This is a genomic window from Nonomuraea roseola (assembly GCF_039535395.1).
Classification (GTDB): domain Bacteria; phylum Actinomycetota; class Actinomycetes; order Streptosporangiales; family Streptosporangiaceae; genus Nonomuraea; species Nonomuraea roseola.
The window spans coordinates 546,022-564,139 of sequence record NZ_BAAAXC010000006.1; the positions used below are offsets into that span (position 1 = coordinate 546,022).

The 18,118-nt window shown below is 71.2% G+C and carries 13 protein-coding genes; 6 read left to right on the forward strand and 7 right to left on the reverse strand.

Annotation, left to right across the window (positions count from 1 at the left end):
* Positions 1-52 precede the first annotated feature (52 nt).
* Together ABFX55_RS08245 and ABFX55_RS08250 are read right to left on the reverse strand one after the other, a co-directional pair.
* On the reverse strand, positions 53-856 hold the full coding sequence (locus tag ABFX55_RS08245; RefSeq protein ID WP_346119184.1) for an inositol monophosphatase family protein: 804 nt from the start codon (positions 854-856) through the stop codon (positions 53-55).
* The gene (locus ABFX55_RS08250) at positions 853-2,832 is read right to left on the reverse strand and encodes a S9 family peptidase (protein ID WP_346119186.1); all 1,980 of its coding nucleotides are present in this window, start codon (positions 2,830-2,832) and stop codon (positions 853-855) included. Before ABFX55_RS08250 ends, ABFX55_RS08245 begins: the two co-directional genes overlap by 4 nt.
* A gap of 39 nt (positions 2,833-2,871) precedes the next feature.
* On the opposite strand from ABFX55_RS08250, the gene ABFX55_RS08255 reads away from it, so the two are divergent.
* The gene (locus ABFX55_RS08255) at positions 2,872-3,819 is read left to right on the forward strand and encodes a ferrochelatase (protein WP_346119188.1); all 948 of its coding nucleotides are present in this window, start codon (positions 2,872-2,874) and stop codon (positions 3,817-3,819) included.
* A gap of 54 nt (positions 3,820-3,873) precedes the next feature.
* On the opposite strand, the gene ABFX55_RS08260 is transcribed toward ABFX55_RS08255, so the two are convergent.
* Positions 3,874-5,037: a lytic transglycosylase domain-containing protein gene (locus ABFX55_RS08260; protein ID WP_346119190.1), complete on the reverse strand. Its 1,164-nt coding sequence runs from the start codon at positions 5,035-5,037 to the stop codon at positions 3,874-3,876.
* A gap of 92 nt (positions 5,038-5,129) precedes the next feature.
* Between ABFX55_RS08260 and ABFX55_RS08265 the strand changes: the two genes are divergently transcribed.
* The 3 genes from ABFX55_RS08265 to ABFX55_RS08275 are packed head-to-tail and all read left to right on the forward strand — an operon-like array spanning position 5,130 to position 8,443.
* Positions 5,130-6,332, forward strand: coding sequence for an MFS transporter (locus tag ABFX55_RS08265; RefSeq protein ID WP_346119192.1), 1,203 nt, complete (start codon positions 5,130-5,132; stop codon positions 6,330-6,332).
* Positions 6,333-6,387: 55 nt separating this feature from the next.
* Positions 6,388-7,107, forward strand: coding sequence for a polysaccharide deacetylase family protein (locus ABFX55_RS08270; protein WP_346119194.1), 720 nt, complete (start codon positions 6,388-6,390; stop codon positions 7,105-7,107).
* A 43-nt stretch (positions 7,108-7,150) separates the two neighbouring features.
* On the forward strand, positions 7,151-8,443 hold the full coding sequence (locus tag ABFX55_RS08275; RefSeq protein ID WP_346119195.1) for a D-arabinono-1,4-lactone oxidase: 1,293 nt from the start codon (positions 7,151-7,153) through the stop codon (positions 8,441-8,443).
* Between the two features lie 148 nt (positions 8,444-8,591).
* On the opposite strand, the gene ABFX55_RS08280 is transcribed toward ABFX55_RS08275, so the two are convergent.
* Positions 8,592-9,089, reverse strand: a complete 498-nt coding sequence (locus tag ABFX55_RS08280; RefSeq protein ID WP_346119197.1) for a sigma factor-like helix-turn-helix DNA-binding protein — start codon at positions 9,087-9,089, stop codon at positions 8,592-8,594.
* On the reverse strand, positions 9,067-9,234 hold the full coding sequence (locus ABFX55_RS08285) for a hypothetical protein (RefSeq protein ID WP_346119199.1): 168 nt from the start codon (positions 9,232-9,234) through the stop codon (positions 9,067-9,069). Before ABFX55_RS08285 ends, ABFX55_RS08280 begins: the two co-directional genes overlap by 23 nt.
* 2,431 nt (positions 9,235-11,665) lie before the next feature.
* On the opposite strand from ABFX55_RS08285, the gene sepH reads away from it, so the two are divergent.
* On the forward strand, positions 11,666-12,343 hold the full coding sequence (sepH, locus tag ABFX55_RS49725) for a septation protein SepH (RefSeq protein ID WP_428834757.1): 678 nt from the start codon (positions 11,666-11,668) through the stop codon (positions 12,341-12,343).
* Between the two features lie 2,461 nt (positions 12,344-14,804).
* On the opposite strand, the gene ABFX55_RS08290 is transcribed toward sepH, so the two are convergent.
* Together ABFX55_RS08290 and ABFX55_RS08295 are read right to left on the reverse strand one after the other, a co-directional pair.
* Positions 14,805-15,122: a hypothetical protein gene (locus tag ABFX55_RS08290; protein WP_346119201.1), complete on the reverse strand. Its 318-nt coding sequence runs from the start codon at positions 15,120-15,122 to the stop codon at positions 14,805-14,807.
* Between the two features lie 640 nt (positions 15,123-15,762).
* Positions 15,763-16,065 (reverse strand): hypothetical protein, encoded by a 303-nt coding sequence (locus tag ABFX55_RS08295; protein WP_346119203.1) that lies wholly within the window; start codon positions 16,063-16,065, stop codon positions 15,763-15,765.
* Positions 16,066-17,907: 1,842 nt separating this feature from the next.
* Here ABFX55_RS08295 and ABFX55_RS08300 point away from each other — a divergent pair.
* Positions 17,908-18,118, forward strand: a 211-nt coding sequence (locus ABFX55_RS08300) for a hypothetical protein (RefSeq protein ID WP_346119205.1), incomplete at its 3' end; no start/stop codon positions are given.

Below are 18,118 nucleotides of genomic sequence, written 5' to 3' on the forward strand. Positions count from 1 at the left end.
CCGGGGCCCTCGGGGGCTCCGGCCGTTCTTCGCGTGGCTCAGGCGCGGGCGCTCAGGAGTCGCGCTCGGGGCCGAGGGGCACCAGCAGGTCGTGCAGCTCCTCGAACAGTCCCTGCGCCGCGCACAGCGTGAACTCGCTGCTGGGCCCCTTGCCGTTGAGCCCCCCGAGCCTGGCCCCCGCCTCGCGGGCGATCAGGCCCGCTGCGGCGTAGTCCCAGTAGTTGATCCCGCGCTCGTAGTAGGCGTCCACCCTGCCCGCCGCCACCGAGCACAGGTCGATGGCGCACGAGCCGCCCCTTCTGATGTCACGCACCGCCGGCAGGACGGCGGACACGACCGAGCCCTGCACCGCGCGCCGCGTCGCGTCGTAGCCGAAGCCGGTGGCCACGAGGGCCTGGCCCAGCGGCACGCCGCTGTTGCAGCGCAGGCGCGAGAGCGCGAGGCCGTCCTTGTGCAGGACGGCGCCGCCGCCCAGGGAGGCGCTGAACAACTCTCCACGCGGCGCCACGTTGACCACGCCCGCGACGATCTCGCCGTCGACCTCGACGGCGATGGAGACCGCCCACTCGGGCAGGCCGTACAGGAAGTTGACGGTGCCGTCGATGGGGTCGACCACCCAGCGCACCCCCGAGGTCCCGGGGGTGTCGCCGCCTTCCTCGCCGAGGATCATGTCATCCGGCCTGGCCTGCCTGACGCGGGCGCGGATGAGCTCCTCCGAGGCGCGGTCGAGCGCGGTGACCACGTCCGTGGGGCTGGACTTGGTCTGCACGACCTCGGGGTTGGAGGGCCGCTTGGCCAGGAGCATGTCCCCCGCCTCGCGGGCGATGTCCTCGGCGAGAGTGAGGAAGTCCGTCACGCCACCGACTCCGGCCGCTTCCACTCCTGGCCGAGCACGTGCTGGGCCAGGAAGGCCAGGACCGTCTCGTACCAGGCGACGGCGTTGCCGGGCTTGAGCACCCAGTGGTTCTCGTCGGGGAAGTAGAGGAACTTGGAGTCGACGTTGCTGCGCTGCAGGTCCCACCACAGGCGCAGGCCCTCGCCGATCGGCACCCGGTAGTCCTTGTCGCCGTGGATGACCAGCATCGGGGTGGTGATCTTGTCGAGGGCGACGTGCGGCGAGAGCTTGGTGTAGCGCTCCGAGCCCGGCACGCCGAACTCCCGCTGCCAGTACATCGACGCGTCGGTGGTGCCGGCGAACTGGTCGAGGTTCCACAGCGAGGCGTGGGTGACGATCGCCTGGTAGCGGTCGGAGTGGCCGGCCACCCAGTTGGCCATGTAGCCGCCGAAGGAGCCGCCCATCGCGGCCAGCCGCGTGTCGTCGACCTCGGGCAGCTTCAGCGTCTGGTCGACGATGGCGTCGAGGTCGGCCAGCGTGCGGGGGCCCCAGTCGCCCCAGCCGCGGTCGATCATGTGCTGGCCGTACCCGGTGGACATCGCGGGGTCGGGCAGCAGGACCGCGTAGCCGTTCTCCGCCATGATCCACGGGTTCCAGCGCCAGGACCAGTCGTTCCACGAGGAGACGGGGCCGCCGTGGATCCACAGCAGGAAGGGCGCGGGGTTCTCGGCCGAGGCGTCCTTCGGCAGCACCAGCCAGCCGCGGATCTCCTGCCCGTCGTCGGCCAGCGCGGTGATCTCCGTGAGCGTGCCCGGCAGCTCCAGCGCGGGAGCGGGAGAGGGCAGCTCGGCGACCTCGCCGGTGGCCACGTCGATCCTGGCCGGGGTGGCGGGGGCGTGGTAACCGCTGCGCAGCGCGTAGACGAAGCGGCCGTCGGGCGAGGCGTTGAGCGCGAGGTAGGCGGCGTCGTCGGTGGTGAGCCTTTCGAAGGCGCCGTCGGGGGACACCCGGAAGACGGGGCGGCGGCCCTGGTGGTCGGCCGCGAGGTAGACGGCGCTCGAGTCGGGCGCCCACGCGAGGTCCATGGGGAACAGGTCGTCGGCGTAGGCCCTGCCCTCGCCGGTGGCCAGGTCGCCGATCCACAGCTCCGAGCGGGCCGAGACGTCGAGCGTGGTGTGGCGGCTGCGTGAGCAGGCCACGCGGGCACCGTCGGGCGAGATCCGCAGCGGCCCCTCGAAGTCGTGGTCGTCGGCGGCGAAGAGCGTGCGCCGCTCGCCGGTGGCCACGTCGACGGCGACGACCTCGGTGCGCTGCCGGCCCGCGTCGAGCGGCACCGTCCACGTGGTGACCACGGTGGCGCCGTCGGGGGTGAGCGCGAAGTCCAGGTGGTCGTCGAGGTGACTGCCCGAGTCAGGGGTCAGGTCACGGACGTCCTCCAGCCGGTCGGCGCCCAGCCTGGCCGCGAACAGGCGGGTACGGCCCGGCCCGAGGTCGTGGTCCCAGTAGCGGACCGGGTAACCCTCGTGCAGGATCGCGCTGATGCCCGCGTCCTTGCGGGCCTTGCGCCGCTCCTCGTCGGTGGCCTCGTCGCCGGGCAGCACCTCGGAGGCGAACACGACGACGTCGCCTGCCGTCTTCGCCGCGCCGATGCCGCCGGGGCGGGTGGCGACCTGCCGCGCCTCGCCGCCGCCGCGCGGCAGCAACCAGAGCGCGGGCACCTCCTCGTCGGAGTCCTTGACCGTGGGGTCGGGACGGCGGGAGGTGAACAGCACGTCACCCGCCGCGGTGAACTCGGTGCCCGTCTCTCCCTTGGCGCTCCTCGTCAGCCTGTAAGGCTCGGCGTCCAGCGGCAGCGACCACAGCGCGGTGCCGTAGGACTTGCCGTCGGGATTGAGCGACTGAACGGCGCTGACGAGCCGGGATCCGTCCGGTGACAGCTTCAGCGAAAGGACTCGAGGGATGGCCACATAGTCACGAATATCCTTGAATGCGCTCACGTCCCGAACCTACATGCTGACCCCCATAGGCTTACCAGCGTGGGGAACTACGACGCACTGCTGCTGCTGTCCTTCGGCGGTCCCGAGGGGCCCGACGACGTGATGCCGTTCCTGGAGAACGTCGTGCGGGGCAGAGGGGTGCCACGCGAGCGGCTGCTCGAGGTGGCCGAGCACTACCAGTCCTTCGGCGGGGTCAGCCCGATCAACGGGCAGAACCGCGACCTGATCGAGGCGCTGCGGCCCGAGCTGGACGTGCCGATCTACTGGGGCAACCGCAACTGGCACCCGTTCGGCGAGGACACCGTGCGCCGGATGAAGGCCGACGGCGTCGGGAAGGCGGCGGTCTTCGCCACCTCCGCCTTCGCCGGGTACTCCAGCTGCCGCCAGTACTACGAGGACATCGCGCGCATCTCCGTCGAGGGCGGGCCCGAGCTGGTCAAGATGCGGCACTTCGGCGACCATCCGGGCTTCGTCGCCGCGATGGCCGACCACACCAGGCAGGCGCTCGACAGGCTGGGCCGCGACGACGCCAGGCTGGTGTTCACCGCGCACAGCATCCCGGTGTCGATGGCCGAGACGGCGGGCCCGTCCGGCGGGCTCTACGAGGCGCAGCTGCGCAGGTCGGCCGAGCTGGTCAGCAGGGCGCTCGGCCGCGACCAGCCGTGGGAGCTGGTCTGGCAGTCGCGCAGCGGCCCTCCCCAGGTGCCGTGGCTGGAGCCCGACGTGCTCGACCACCTCAGGAAGACCAGCGCTCCCGCGGTGGTGCTGGTGCCTATCGGGTTCGTCTCCGACCACATGGAGGTCGTCTTCGACCTCGACGTGGAGGCCAGGCAGCTGGCCGCCGAGCTGGGCCTGCCGCTGGAGCGGGCGGCCACGGCGGGCACGCACCCGGCCTTCGTGCGGATGGTGGGCGAGCTGATGGCCGAGCCCGAGCCGGTGCCGTGCGCCCTGACCTGCTGCCCCGCCCCCGTGCGGCGCCAGGCTTAGGGGCCGGGCTACGGGATCGGGCGCAGGGGTCAGGCGTAGGTGCGGGCGTAGGGGTCAGGCGTAGGTGCGGGCGTAGGCCTCCGAGAGCCCGAGGACCTTGTTCACGTACTCCCACGAGTGGTTGTAGAACCACACGGCCTTGCGCAGCTTCTGCCCGCCCTGGCCCGCGCCGTTGGCGCACAGATAGTTGGCGGCGCCCGGCACGGCGTCGTAGGGGCTCCAGATGTCCTTGATGCCGTCGCCGTCGCCGTCCACGCCGTAGGCCTTCCAGGTGGCGGGCATGAACTGCATGGGGCCGAGCGCGCCCGCGCTCGAAGGGCCGTTGTTGCGCCCGTGCGAGCTCTCCACCTGGCCGATCGCTGCCAGCACCGTCCATGACAGGCCGGGGCAGCGGGTGGCGGCGGCCTTGTACAGCTCCAGGTAGCTGCCCTGCCGTACGACCTGCTTCTCGGCCTGCGGGTTTCCCGCCTGCTGCTCTCCCGCCACGGGCTGCGGGTCGGCGGCGCGGGCGCCGACCGAAAGCACCTGGACCTGCTTGCCCAGCAGCTTGCGCACGGCCGCCTCGCGGATCTTGCCCTCCTTGCCGTGCAGGAGCACGGCGACGCCCTGCATCAGGCCGAGCGAGCGGCCGACCTCGGCGCTGACGATGCCGTCCACGCCGGGCAGCCCGAGCGTGGCCGAGGCCGCCACCCGCAGCCTGGGCCCGCCGTCGACCTGGTAGGAGGCGCCGAGCACCATGCCGAACCTGCGCGCGGCGGTGGTGTCGGCGACCAGTTCGCCCCTGGCCAGCGCGCTCCACACCTCGGGCTGGTCGGCGACCGCCTGCGGTGTCCACGAGCGGTACTCCGACGGCTCGACCGCCAGCAGGTTCACCGCCGTGCCCGCCACCTTGACCGAGCCCGCGTCGACCACGATGACCTTCTGCACGTGCTTGAGCCGCGACAGCGCGTAGCGGGTCTTCTTCGGCACCGTGGCCGGGGCGATGGCCAACAGGCGCGGCGGGGTGACCGTGACCCCCGGGCCGCCCTGCCCGAACCGCCGCACCGGCTCGATCGTCTCCAGCCGGGGAGTCTCGTCCTTGAGCTCGACGGTGGGCGTGGAGGCGGAGGCGGAGGTCTTCTCCTCGTTCAGCACGAGAGCGAACGCGCCCGCCGCGCCCACCGACACCACGACGGCCGTGACGATCAGGAACCCGCGGACAGAGGGAAGAGCAGACACTCGGCACACGTTAGACGATCGCGCGGAAAAATCACTTGCTGTCCGGACAGACGGTGCGCAAAGGTTGTGCGCTTGAAGAGTGGGGAGACGCAGTGGTAGGGCCGTACCGAGGGCTGTTCGACACGCCTGGGGCTAAGGGATTCGTCGTCGCGGGATTCATCGGCAGGATGCCGATGTCCATGCTCGGTATCGGGATCATCCTCCTTATCTCGATGATCACCGGCTCGTACGCCACGGCAGGCGCGGTCGCCGCCACCACGAACGTCTCCTACGCCGTCGCCGCCCCGCTGTCGGGCCGCCTGGTCGACAGGTTCGGGCAGGCCAGGGTCGTCACGCCGCTCGCCCTCGTCAACGGCGCCGCGCTGGTCGCGCTCATGCTGTGCGCGCTGTGGGGCCTGCCGCACTGGACCCTCTACGCCACCGGGTTCGTCGTGGGCGCCACCTCCGTCTCGCTCGGCTCGATGGTGCGCGCCCGCTGGTCGAACCTGCTGGGGGGCTCGGCCAAGCTGCACACCGCCTTCGCCTTCGAGTCGGTGGCCGACGAGGTCATCTTCGTCACAGGCCCCGCGATGGTGACAGTGCTGGCGACGGCCATCAACCCGTACGCGGGTCTGATCGTGGCGCTGGTGTTCATGCTGGGCGGCTCGCTGGTCTTCGCGATGCAGCGCGGCACCGAACCCCCCATCACCGGCGTACGGCACGCCGGCGGCAGCCCGATCACCATCCCCGCCATCGCCCTGCTGTCGTGCGTCTACCTCGCGCTCGGCGCGGTCTTCGGCTCCGTCGACCTGATCACCGTCGCCTTCGCGGAGGAACAGGGCGTCAAGGGCGCCGCGGGCTTCCTGCTCGCGGCCTTCGCCGGCGGCTCGATGGTGTCGGGCCTGTGGTTCGGCTCGCGAGCGTGGCAGCTCTCCCTGCGCACCAGGTTCGTCAGGGCGATCATCGTGTTCGCGGTGGGACTGCTGCCGATCGCCTTCATCGGCAGCGCGCCCGTCATGGCGATCGGCCTGTTCGTCGCGGGGCTGGCGATCTCGCCGACCCTCATCACCGGCTTCTCGCTCACCGAGCGCCTGGTGCCCGCGTCCCTGCTCACCGAGGGCATGGCGTGGATCTCCACCTCCATCGGGTTCGGCGTGGCGGTCGGCGCGTGGGCGGGCGGGCGGCTCACCGAGGCTTTCGGCGCCTCCAACGCCTACGCCTTCTCGCTCGCGTGCGCGCTGCTGGCGGCGATCGTGGGCATCGGAGGTTCGGGTTTGCTGAGACTTCCCGAGGCTCCTTCACCCGCCAAAGGGTGATCCGCTACGGTCGGGAGATCCCCTCAGACACACCCTCCACACAGGAAAGTCTGTTATGTCCCGACATTTTGCTTCACTTCTGGCTATTGCGGTTGTTGCCGTCACTCTGACCCCAGGGGGCGCGTCCGCTGCTCCGAAGGAGAAGGAGGTCGACTGCACGCAGGTCAAGTGCGTCGCCCTGACCTTCGACGACGGGCCGGGCAAGTACGCGGGCGTGCTGCTCGACACACTGAAGAAGCACAACGCCAAGGCGACCTTCTTCCTCGAGGGTCAGTACGTGAAGTCGCGCCCCGCCTTCGCCAAGCGCATGGCGGTCGAGGGGCACGAGCTCGGCAACCACAGCTACAGCCACCCGAACTTCACCACGATCGGTCCGGCGGCCATCCGGAGCGAGATCCAGAAGACGCAGGACATCGTCAAGCAGGTCACGGGCGTCGAGCCCAAGCTGCTGCGCCCGCCGTACGGCATGGCCGACCTGCAGGTCTCCGACATCGCCGCGGAGTTCGGGATGCCGATGATCCTGTGGACGGGCGGCTCGCGCGACTGGGAGTCCAAGAACGAGGAGGCCATCAAGAAGCAGACGCTCGCGGTGGCCAAGCAGGGCAGCATCGTCCTCATGCACGACTGGGTGAAGCAGACGGTCGACTCGATGCCCTCGCTCATCAAGACGCTGCAGAACAAGGGCTACCATCTGGTGACCGTCTCCGAGCTGATCAAGGACCAGAAGCTCGAGCCCGGCGACATCTTCCCTGTTCCCGAAGGCTGGGAGAAGTGAGTATCGTTCGCGTTTAACCGAACGTCATTCGCAGGAGGGGTGCATGGCCTTCACGAACTGGGCCCGTAACCAGTCGGGCACCCCTGCCGAGGTACGCACCCCGACCTCGGTGGAGGACGTGGCGCTGGCCGTGCGGGAGGCCGCCGGGAGCGGGCGCCGCGTCCGCATGGTCGGCACGGGTCACTCCTTCACGGGGGTGGCCCTCACCGACGGGATCATGCTGCGCCCCCACGGCCTGACCGGCATCCGCTCCATCACCAAGGACAACGGCTCCAGTTCGGTCTGCGTGCTGGCAGGCACCCCGCTCAGCGTGCTCAACGAGGAGCTCGACAGGCGCGGCCTGGCCCTGGCCAACATGGGCGACATCACCGCGCAGACCGTCGCCGGCGCGATCCAGACCGGCACGCACGGCACGGGGCGCGACACAGGCGGCCTGGCCGACCAGGTGCTCAAGCTGGAGATGGTGCTCGCCGACGGCTCGGTCGTGACCGCCGCGCCCGGGGAGGACCTGTTCGACGCGGCCAGGGTCGGGCTCGGCGCGCTGGGCGTGCTGACGGCCGTCACGCTGCGGGTGGAGCCCTCCTTCCTGCTGCACAACAGGCGCCAGGCGATGCCGCTGAGCGAGATCCTCGACAGGCTCGACGCGATGACCTCGGCCAACGAGCACCTGGACTTCTTCTGGCTGCCGCACACCGACGCCTGCCTGGTCAAGACCAACAACCGGCATCCTGGCCCGGCCAGGCCGCCGGCCGCGCTGAAGCACTGGCTCGACAACGTCTTCCTGGAGAACACCCTGTTCGGGGCGCTGTGCGGGGTGGGCGGCCGCTTTCCCGCCGCCATTCCCAGGCTGAACGCCGTCTCCGCGGCCTTCCTCGGCGACTCGGAGTCGGTGAACACCTCCTACAAGATCTTCACCTCGGTCCGTGACGTGCGCTTCCTCGAGATGGAGTACGCCGTCCCCCGCGAGCGTCTCGGCCAGGCGCTGAGGGAGACCCGCGACCTCGTCGAGCGCATGGACTGGAAGATCACCTTCCCGATCGAGGTGCGGGTGACGCCGCCGAGCGAGGCGTGGCTGTCGACCGCGCACGGCAGGCCGTCGGCCTACATCGCCTGCCACGTCTACCGGCCGACCCCGAACCCCGCCTACTTCGAGGGCGTCGAGGAGATCATGACCCGCCTGGACGGGCGGCCTCACTGGGGCAAGCTCCACAGCCGCGACGCCGCCTACCTGGGCAAGGTCTATCCGCGCTTCGCCGACTTCGTGGCGCTTCGCGACAGGCTCGATCCCGCGAGGCTGTTCGCCAACCCCTACCTGGACACCGTGCTCGGTCCCTGAGAGCGCAGCCGCGCGCTCATGTGGACGAGCTTGTCGGGGTTGACCACCGTCCTGACCGCGCTGACCAGGCCGTCCGGTGATCTCCAGCACCATGACGCCGAGCAGACGGCCCTCGGCCACGCCGTACAGGGCGGGCTGGCCGTTGATCTCACCGATGGCGACGCCCACCTCGGCCGCGCCGTTTCTCCCCCAACGAGCCCAGGTAGCGGGCGACCTTGGCCGCGCCCACGATGACGCGGCGGGCGGCGGTGGACCTGCCGCCGCCGTCGGCCCATGCCGCCACGTCGGCGGCCAGCAGCGACTCCAGGCTCCGCAGGTCGCCGACCGCGGCGGCGCGCAGGAAGCGTTCGGCGATGGCGCGGCCCTCCGCGCGGGTGGCGCGGAAGCGGGGACGGTCCTCGGCGACCCGCTCCCTGGCGCGATGGCAGAGCTGCTGCGCGCCGGCCTCCGAGACCCCCAGGACGGCGGCGATCTCACGATGGCTGTGGCCGAAGGCCTCCCTCAGCACGAACGCCGCCCGCTCGGCGGGGGTGAGGCGTTCGAGGAGCAGCAGCATCGCCATGGAGACGGCCTCGCGCAGCTGCTCGGCGCTCTCCATGCCGGCCCGAGCCGCGCGCCCTCGGTCATGACGGGCTCGGGCAGCCACGGGCCCACGTTAGGCCTCGCGCCTGACTCTGGCCGAGGGCCGTGCGGTTGAGGCACAGGTTCGTGACGACCCTGGTCAGCCAGGCCGCGGGGATCTCGATCGCGGCCCTGTCGGCGGCGTGCCATCGCAGGTAGGCGTCCTGCACCGCGTCCTCGGCCGCGGCGGCCGACCGCGAGGAGCCGGTAGGCCAGCGAGAAACAGGCGCGGCCTGAAGCTCTCGAACTCCTCTGCCTCACGTGCGCTCACGTTCGGCATCCTACGAAGTCAGGGAGCTTCGGGGACGCTCTCGAGCCGGTCCTGCGCGGGAGCGCTCTGATCGGGGTCGGGGCCCCTGTCGCCCTGGTCCTGCGTGGGCTCCTCGCTCCCCGTGGGCTCCTCGCCCGGAGCGCTCTCGCCGGAGTGGGGGTCGCCGTGGGCTCCTCGGTGGTCGGTGCCGGGGTCGGCGTGCCGCTGGGCGTCGGGGTCGGCGTGAGTGGGCGTCTCGCTCGGCGACTCGGGACTCTTCGACGTGGACGGCGCGACGGCGCGTCGTCCTCCCGCTCGTCTGGGGCGCCCTGTGGTGCTCGACCGCCGGCACGTCCGCGCGCGCCCCTCGTCTGCTCGTCCACCCGTGAACCCGAGACGCCCTGGTAGGCGAGGATCACGCCGGTGCTGATCGTGAAAGACGAGGGCGGACTGCCCGCCAGCAGCCGCGCCCACGCGGAGCGCCTGCTCTCAGCTCGCTCGGGGCCATCACACGCGTGTCGAGTGGGGCTCGTCCGGGCGGGGCGACGTGTGGCCTGCACGGCCGTGGCCAGCTCTACCCTATCTACCGTCACAGTGACGGCGCCGTGTCCTCGCCTGTCCTTACCACGCGATCACGTGTGCTGCTTGATCTGCTCGTTGCCCGCTCAGTAGTGCGTGTAGCACCGCGCGCCGAATGGTGCTGGCGATGCTCGCCACCGCCGCTCCCACGAACGCCCGCACCCGAGGTATCGACGCCGCCAGCCGCCGCGGTCACCGACGGCCAGTGCTGCTGCGATCTGCGGCCGCTCAGCTCGCAACCTGGGCTGCTCCGCCGCTCATCCCCCGGATCATTCCCTCTTGTCACGCGTTCGGTACAAGAGCTTCTCGTACAATATACGCGCGCGGCGCGTGTCTTGATGTTCCTGTGACCTGCGTGACAGGCAGATTCGTGACAGCCGTGCGCCCCGCCGATTCGTCTCCCTTTCCTCCGTGTACGCCCCGCGGCCCTGGCGACGGCCGCGTGTGATCGAAACAGTCGCGCTCCGTGGTGGCCTCCGTATCATCGCGTCCGCCTGTTTTCCAGCGTCCCGTCTCCGACCTGCCCTCCGTCGGCCCTATCTCGTGACGCGCCGCGCGGCAGGGCCGAGGCCCGCGCCCTGCTGGGTACTGACCCGACGGTCACCTGCCGTGTCGCCGCTACTACAGTCACTCGCCCTGCCCGGTTTCGCGACCTCTGGCTTGAGACCGATCCACGAGGCGCGCGCCCTGCGTCACCGACCCCGAGGGTGCGATCGGTGAGCCCGACCGCGAGGGTCCGCGCGCTCGACTGAACCTTCACCCCGCTGGGCGAGCCGTCCAGTCCACCATGCGCTCGCACGGTCGCAAGGCGTCACGTCTATGTCCTTGACACCGCGTCGATCGTCTACCCGCAAGCAGTTCGGCGACAGGGCGTGGCGCGCCTTCGACGCCACCGGCGCCTACATGGGCGCCCTCCGACGCCGCCCGGCGATCACGATGCAGGCCCGGACGACCACCGGCGGTCGCGGTGCTAGGGCTGCCGCCAGCTGCCGGGGGTCACAGGGCAGGGGCCGGACGCCGGCCATCACGGACAGGGCTCCGCCACCCATGGCGCGTGTCTAGCCGGGCAGGAGCTCCGCCACCGGGAGTCGCGGGCAGGGCCCGACGCCACGCGGCGTCGTGAGCGCGCGCCCCGGCATCGCCGGCTCTACGCGGGCGGGCCTGTGGCGCAGTCACGGCACGAGAGAGCCGCCGCGCTCGCCGCGGGCAGGAGGTCCGCGCGGCGCGCCCGCGTCGCGCGGTCGCCTCGCTCAGGGGCTCGCTGCGACGCTCGGGGCCGCTGTCGCGACGTGTCGCGTGGGGCTCGACTGGGTGCGGGGCACGCGAGACGTCACCGCCGTGGCCGTCCGTCCGTCTCCGCCGCGGACATCCCCCGCCGTCGTACGCTGGGCGCCGCCGCGCGCCGCCTGCCAGTCGGTGTGCTCGTCGTGACCTCCCCCTCGCGGCCGGTATCGGTGGGGCCCGCCACCTGAGTCCTCCATCCGGCCTCCGCCCCATCGACTCTCGCGTCTTGGCTGAGTCTCACAACGACGCACGACGCGATTCGCCAGAATGTGCGCGTCGAGGAACGTAACCTCGCTGCTGCACGTGGCGGCTGTATTCGGATGAATCGCACATGTGACCGGCGTCACATCGACCTGGCCCATCGCATGAAGGCGAGGTTCGGACATGCCGGTACGGTGCTGGCAGGCTAGACGCGCGCACGCAAAAGCAGCGCGAGAGACTCAAGGGTCCGGGGAAGATTGAGCACGACGCATGACGAAGGGACGCGCATGCAGGAGCTCCGACTCGTCAGCGGTGTGAGCGAGGACGGCACCTATCTCGTGGCTGCTACGGCCGGGAGTAGGGACCCGCTTCACGCTTCCGTGGACGACCGGCTCCGCGCTGCCGTCCGCGAAACTTCTCCTCGTCTCGCCAGTACGAGATCGAGTGGCGAGTCCGTTGCGCCCCAAGGAGATCCAGGCCCGCATACGCGCCGGGGAGACCGCGGAGGAGATCGCCGCGACCGCGGGAATCCCCGTCGAGCGGTCCGGTGGTTCGAGGGCCCCGTGGCTCGCAGAGAGAGAGTACGTGGCCCAGCAGGCGCAGCGCGTCGCGTGCGCATGCCCGCGATCCGCATAGGTCCGACGCTCGGCGAGCTGGTCGCCGAGCGGCTCTCACCCGCCGCGGCGTGCTGCCGACGAGATCGACTGGACTCCGCCAAGCGCGACGACGGCCTGTGGCGGGTCAAGCTCGGCTACGTCTGGAACGGTCACACCCGGCACGCCGAGTGGCTGTTTCGAACCGCCGCGCCGCAGGCACGTGACCCCGCCACGACGACGAGTCGCTGCGGCTTTGTCGTCGGCCTGACTTCGACTCCGAACCCGCCGGTCGAGGGACACCATCGTCACGCCGTTGCGCCGCCTGGCGGGTGCCAAGCTCGCAGCCGGTGCCTCCGCTGGCTGCCCTGAGCCGTTGTTGCAGCCGCCACGTGCCCTCCCCTCGGTCGCCGACGCCAGGACCCGCCGTGTACGCGCAGCCGCCGGCCTCCTCGTCCGGAGCCGCGCCTGAGTCCAGGCTTCTCCCGTATCGGCCGAGCCGCCGTGCGCGGGCCGCCGCGGCGCGGGCCCGAGTCGATCTAGCGCACTCCCGCTGCCTCCTCGACCCGCGGTGGAGCCGTCGTTTTTGTTTTGCTGCCCCACGAGTCGCGCGAGCTGACGCCGCATCCTCCTGCAGCGCCGCTCCCTCCCTGCCCCCACTCCGTCCGCCAGCGCTGCCTCCGAGCGCGCGCGCCCGCGCCGTTCGCACTCTCGTCGCCGACGCCGCCTCGACTCACCACGGTGCCCGCGCCGGCCCGCGCCCTCAGTTCGCCGCGCCGTCGTCGCAGGAGCCTTCGCCGGTGAGCCCGGGCCATCCGCGCCCACGTCTGTCTGCCGCACCGGCGTCCTCTGAGCCTTTCGACGCCCGCGTCCTCGTCCGCCACGCCCGCGCGTCACGTTGCGCTCCTAGCTTTGTCGCGTCCGCCACCGCATGAGTCATCGTCACACCTTCGACCGCGAGGGCGTCTTGCCCCTGAGGTGACACCCTTCGTTGCCTGCACTACGCGTCCGCCGCTTCCGTCGAGCCGCGCGCCCACACCCTGAGGTCGCCGCGCCCGCATGCGGCGGCGTGGCGTCCGAAGCACCTCCGAAGCCGTCGTCTCGCCGAGCCATCGCGCAACCGATCCGCCTAAGGCACCCGCAGCCCCACCCGAAGACCTCTGAGAGCGCTTCGCAGCCGCCCGAGACTCACCGAGGCGCTCGCAGCCTCCGAGGCTGCCAGACGCCGCGAGCATCCGAGACGATCGCGCGCCCGACCTCCGGCGCTCGCACACACCTGAGCATCCAGGGCGCCCGAAGCATCCATGAGACGTCCGAGGCTGCCCAGGCATCCGAGGCGACGCGACGCCTCGAGCGGTCACCGTCTCGCGAGCCGTCGCCTCGACCACACGACGCCGCCACCGTCCCGGAGGCTCCAGCCACGCCCGAGCAGACCGCCGCACACCGAGGCACAGTGTCACGGCAGGCCGCCGCACCCGGAAGTCGGGCCGCATCAACGCGCAGTCGGGCCAGCGCACGAGGGCGCGCCCGGGACGTGCCGCATCCGCACCCGAAGCCGCACGCGCTGCCGTGACCGCGCCCGGAGGCGGCACCCGAGGTCGTGGCCCGCGCCGAAGTCCGAATCGGTGGCCACGCCGGACACCGTCGTCGCGCGGGAGCCGACAGCCCCCCCGGCCCCGGCACCACCGCCGAGGCCCAGACCAGCGCCGCACCGAAGGCCGTCGCCGCACCCGACGCCCGCCCCCGAAGCCGACGCCGCACCTAAGGCCGTCGACAGGGTCGCGGCCCAGCAGACCGGTGAGGGCGGCGAGGTCGGCAAGCCGGCTGACACCGCGAGCCCACGTCGGTCACATCACCCGTCGCACGGAAAAGACCGCCACGGAGCAGGCCGCGTCCGAGCAGGCAATGGTCGAGACGGCGTCCGCCAAGCAGGTATTCGTCGAGACGGGGTCCGCCAAGCAGCGTCCATCGAGACGGCCGAGGCTCCTGCGGCCGCCGCCACCACGCCGGAAGCCCCGCCGACCGTCGCCGACGCCCACCGGCGAAGGCCGACGAGCGGGCCACCGCGAGCGACGCGCCCAAGGAGGCCCCTCAGGAGAAGCCCGAGGAGCCGAAGGCCGAGGCCCTCAAGGCAGCGCTGCCCCGGTCGAGGCACACACGGTCGAGACGCCCTCGAAGCCCGAGACTCAGACCAAGACCGAGCGCCCACCCAGGCGGCCTCGCCGAGAGGGCCGCAAGAGCCCCAAGCCCGAAGACCCGGCGAGGAGCGGAGGCCGAGGAGCGGCAGCAGGGATCCGAGCCGGAGGTGTCCTCGCAGGGGCCAGGCCGAGGAGCCCGTGGCGCCAAGGCGTCCGCCGTAAAGGATGAGGCCCGCCGCGGTCCCCGCGGCGCGTCCGAGCGCCGAGGAGGACGCGGCGCGCAGGAGAAGCACCCAAGCCGCCCGTCCCCAAGAAGCCGCCCGCCGACCCGACCCCTGTGCCCGGCCGTCGCCGCGCCGCGCGCCGGCCGCGCGCCAGCCCAAGAAGAACGCCAGAGGCCGCAGGGCCTCGGTGCCGACCTGGGACGAGATCATGTTCGGCGCCCGCCGCCGGACTGAGCCCACCCGAAAGACCGCGTCAGAACGACCCGCCGTCAGGACTGACACCGCTCGGAAGACCGTCAGTTCTGACCACGCGGGCCGCCGTCAGGGCTGGCCACGTCTGGAAGGCCGTCTCAGGACCTACCTCACCGGAGCTGCCGCAAGAACTGGCCAGACCCCGGGACACCGGGCCGGGGCTGACGGACATGGGAGACCGAGGGCGCTGCCGGACAGGGAGCGTCCCTCAGTCGCGTGTCAGGAACGGGGCGTCAGCCACTCGGGGGTGACTTCGGCGGGGAAGGCGACGCCCTGTTCCTCGGAGACGTCCATCGCCTCGTAGCCGCCCTTGCCGCCGCCACCCCCGCGACGAGCGTGAGCACCCCGCCCCTGCGCTGAACCACGTCTGGCGCAGCGGCCAGCCGACGCTACCGCCCGCCGTTCGATGACCGCCTGGGAGCGCCGCAGCGACCCCGAGCGCACCGACAGCAGCCTGACGCCGTCGTAGCCGTGCCCGAGCGAGCGGTAACGTCGTTGCCGAGGAGGAACGCCCAGCCCGGCCAGCACGAGCGCCACGGCACCGGATCCACCAGGCCGGCGTGGCGGTCGCCACCGCGAGGACGGCGGGCACCGCCGCCAGCACGAGCCACGGACGATCGCCCTGAACAGGCGCGGGTGCGGGCGACCGGAGAGTGCGGGCGCAGCGGCGCGGTGACGGGCCGACGGACTGGGAGGGACCTCAGAGCGACGGGCCTCGGGACGTCGGGCAGCAGCTGCCCCCTGGTCTCCGATCGCCGAGGCCGGGTCACGATGGCCCACATCCTGACGACTCCGGCCCTCCGCTCGGCCAGCGCGTCGACGTCTCGTAGCCGCCGGGTACGGCGGGCCTCGAGCGAGACGCGCCGCCTGGTGACGAGGCCGCGTTCGGCGACGAGGTAGCCTTCGCGCTCCTTGAGCGTGAAGTCCCAGTTAACACCGCGTACATCACCGCCGCCACGAACGGCATGGCCACGATCAGCGCGAGGACCACCACCACGATGAGGATCGGGTGGTCCCCACCAGCGGCCCGCGTTCCACCACGCCGCGTCGCGGCCGAGCCCGAGCTGGTCGCCCACTGGAAGAGCAGGCCGATGGCGGCCGCCCGCGACGGCGAAGGGGGTGAAGAGGAAGGCGCCGGACAGCGCCGTACAGGGCCACCTGCGCGGCACCTTCACGATCACGTGCTCCTGCGGCTCCTCGAAGGGCCGCTCGAGCGAGGCGTCAGGGGAGGCTCCCCCTGGCCGGTGCACGGCCTGGCCCTCGGGGAGTGGGGTCGCTGCGACGCTCCCGTGCCCCTCGGGGCCGCCGTCGAGGCCGGTGGCGGCTCCGGCGGCCTGGCCGCCCTGACGCTGCGCAGCAGGACGTCCTTGAGCCGCTCGGCCTCCGCCACGCTCACCCCCGTCGACTCGCCCTCCTGCTCGCCTCCCCCGCTGGCACCTGTGTCGATCTTGAGTACGGCCATCCCGAGCAGCCGGTGCATGGGAGGCGTGAGATGTCCACGCCTCGCACCCGCTCCAGCGGGATGGTCCGTACCGACCTGCTGATGAGGCGAAAATAAAAGAAAAAAAACCGAAAAAACCGCTTGATCTCGAGCCGGTCCCCGACGAGGCGGTAGCTGAAGGTCGCCCAGCGCACCACGGCGAAGACGACGTGTGCCGAGGACGCCGAAGGCGGCCCAGCCGAAGGAGCGCGGCGAGAACCCGCCCACGAACAGCAGAGCCGCCCGACAGGGGGATCAGCAGGGACGGCAGCATGCGCACCGGATCGATGAGCACCCCTTGGGGCTCAGCTTCGTGGCGCCCTGCTCGCTCATGTGCGTCGTCCCTGAGCTCCTCGGCCCGCCTGGCCAGTGCTCGGCGAGCCCGGCGGCGACGGTTGTGGTCGAGGCCCTGGATCGTGGACGAGCCCGCGTGCGAGGCGGTGCGGATCTCCAGCGTGGCCAGGCGACATGCGCTCGAACCAGCCCTGGGCCTTGTCGACGGTTGGATGCGGCTCACGGGGACGAAGAACCCCTCCCTGGTCAGGAGCCCGACTGGCGTAGACGAACGTCTCCCGACAGCTCCCACCGATGGACGGCGAAGCGCACGAATGGCTCCACCACAGGAACGGCGTGGCGGTCACGAGCACCACGACCGCACCAGCCACGAGTTGCCCGACAGCCAAGCGGCAGCCACGACCAGCTCGGTATCCAGGCGGCGCAGCAGAACGACCCCGCGGCGACAGGCACGAGGGCGACCAACCGCCTCAGCAGCCACAGGCGGACGGCCTTGGCGAGACGCGATGATGGGGGTCACGCAGTGGACCCGCTGCCGGGTCGGGCGCCTCAGTCACAGTGCCCAGCTTAGAAGGGAGCGTCGGCTTTCTGACCGCCTCGGCCGCACCGGGAGAAAGATCGCCCCTGACGACTCCGAATAGGGCTGACGAAGGTCATGGTTGTGTCCAACGTCACCCTTTCATGCCCGATTATTCCAGTTTTCAACGGCTTTCCCCGCGACCGAACCTCCCGAACCGGTCGGCGCATCACCGACAGGCGCGTAGCATTCTCGGCATGGCACCGAACTCGTACACGCGCGTGCGGCGCGCCACCGTCCTGACGGCGGTGGCCGCGCTTGTCGCTCGGCGTGTCCGGCTGCGGCGTCCTGAGCGCCCCGCGAGGGAGATCAGGGGATCAACGTCAGCAGCTCGAGTCTGCGCGACAAGACCCCCCTTCCGTCGGAATACTCCTGTCACGGGCACGAAGATGAGCCCGCCGCTGCGCTGGTCGAGCGACGTGCTCTCACGTGCCAAGTCGATCGCGATCGTGGTCGACGACACCAGCTCCTCCAACCCCGCCGTGCAGTGGTGTCCTACAACATCGACCCGCGCACGACGAGATCGGCGAAGACGCCGCCTCCGACCCTCCCAAGGAGGCCGGGCAGGCGGCGGTGACCATCGGCGAGGTCGGCTACGAGCCACCCTGCGACAGAGAAGGCAGCTATCGTTTCAGCGTCTACGCGTTGAGCGGGCGCTCAAGGGCACGGGCGAGCGCCTCCTCCCCGACGTCCTGAAGATGATCGCCGACCAGACCCATCGCGCGTGGCCGCCTGACGGCGGTGCACATCGAGTGATGGCCGCAACGCTGCTGGTAGTAGTGGTTACCACATATTCTTCACTTAGGGTGTGACAACGCTCATAGTGGCCGACACATCAGATCCGTTTCGCTGTGCGTTGGTGATCAGGGGGCAGACGCGTCGATGGCCGCGCGATCTCCCGGCGCCCGCTGGCAGGCCATGGCCCTTGAGGGTGGTGCAATGACTGCGGTCGTACTGGTTCTCGTCGCGTCGTGCTCCTCGTGCTCGTAGTCGTGGCACTGGGCATGCGTTCGATGAACAAGCGAGAGAGCTCGCTCCCGCCGGAGCGGCTCAAAGCAATGGCCGAGGAAGGGGAGATGACCCAGGCTCGGTCGACCGACGAGTTCGCCGCGCACGAGCGCCAGGATGGTCAACTTCAGCCCCGACTTCAGCCCCATAGACGAGCACAGCAGCCGAGCCGGC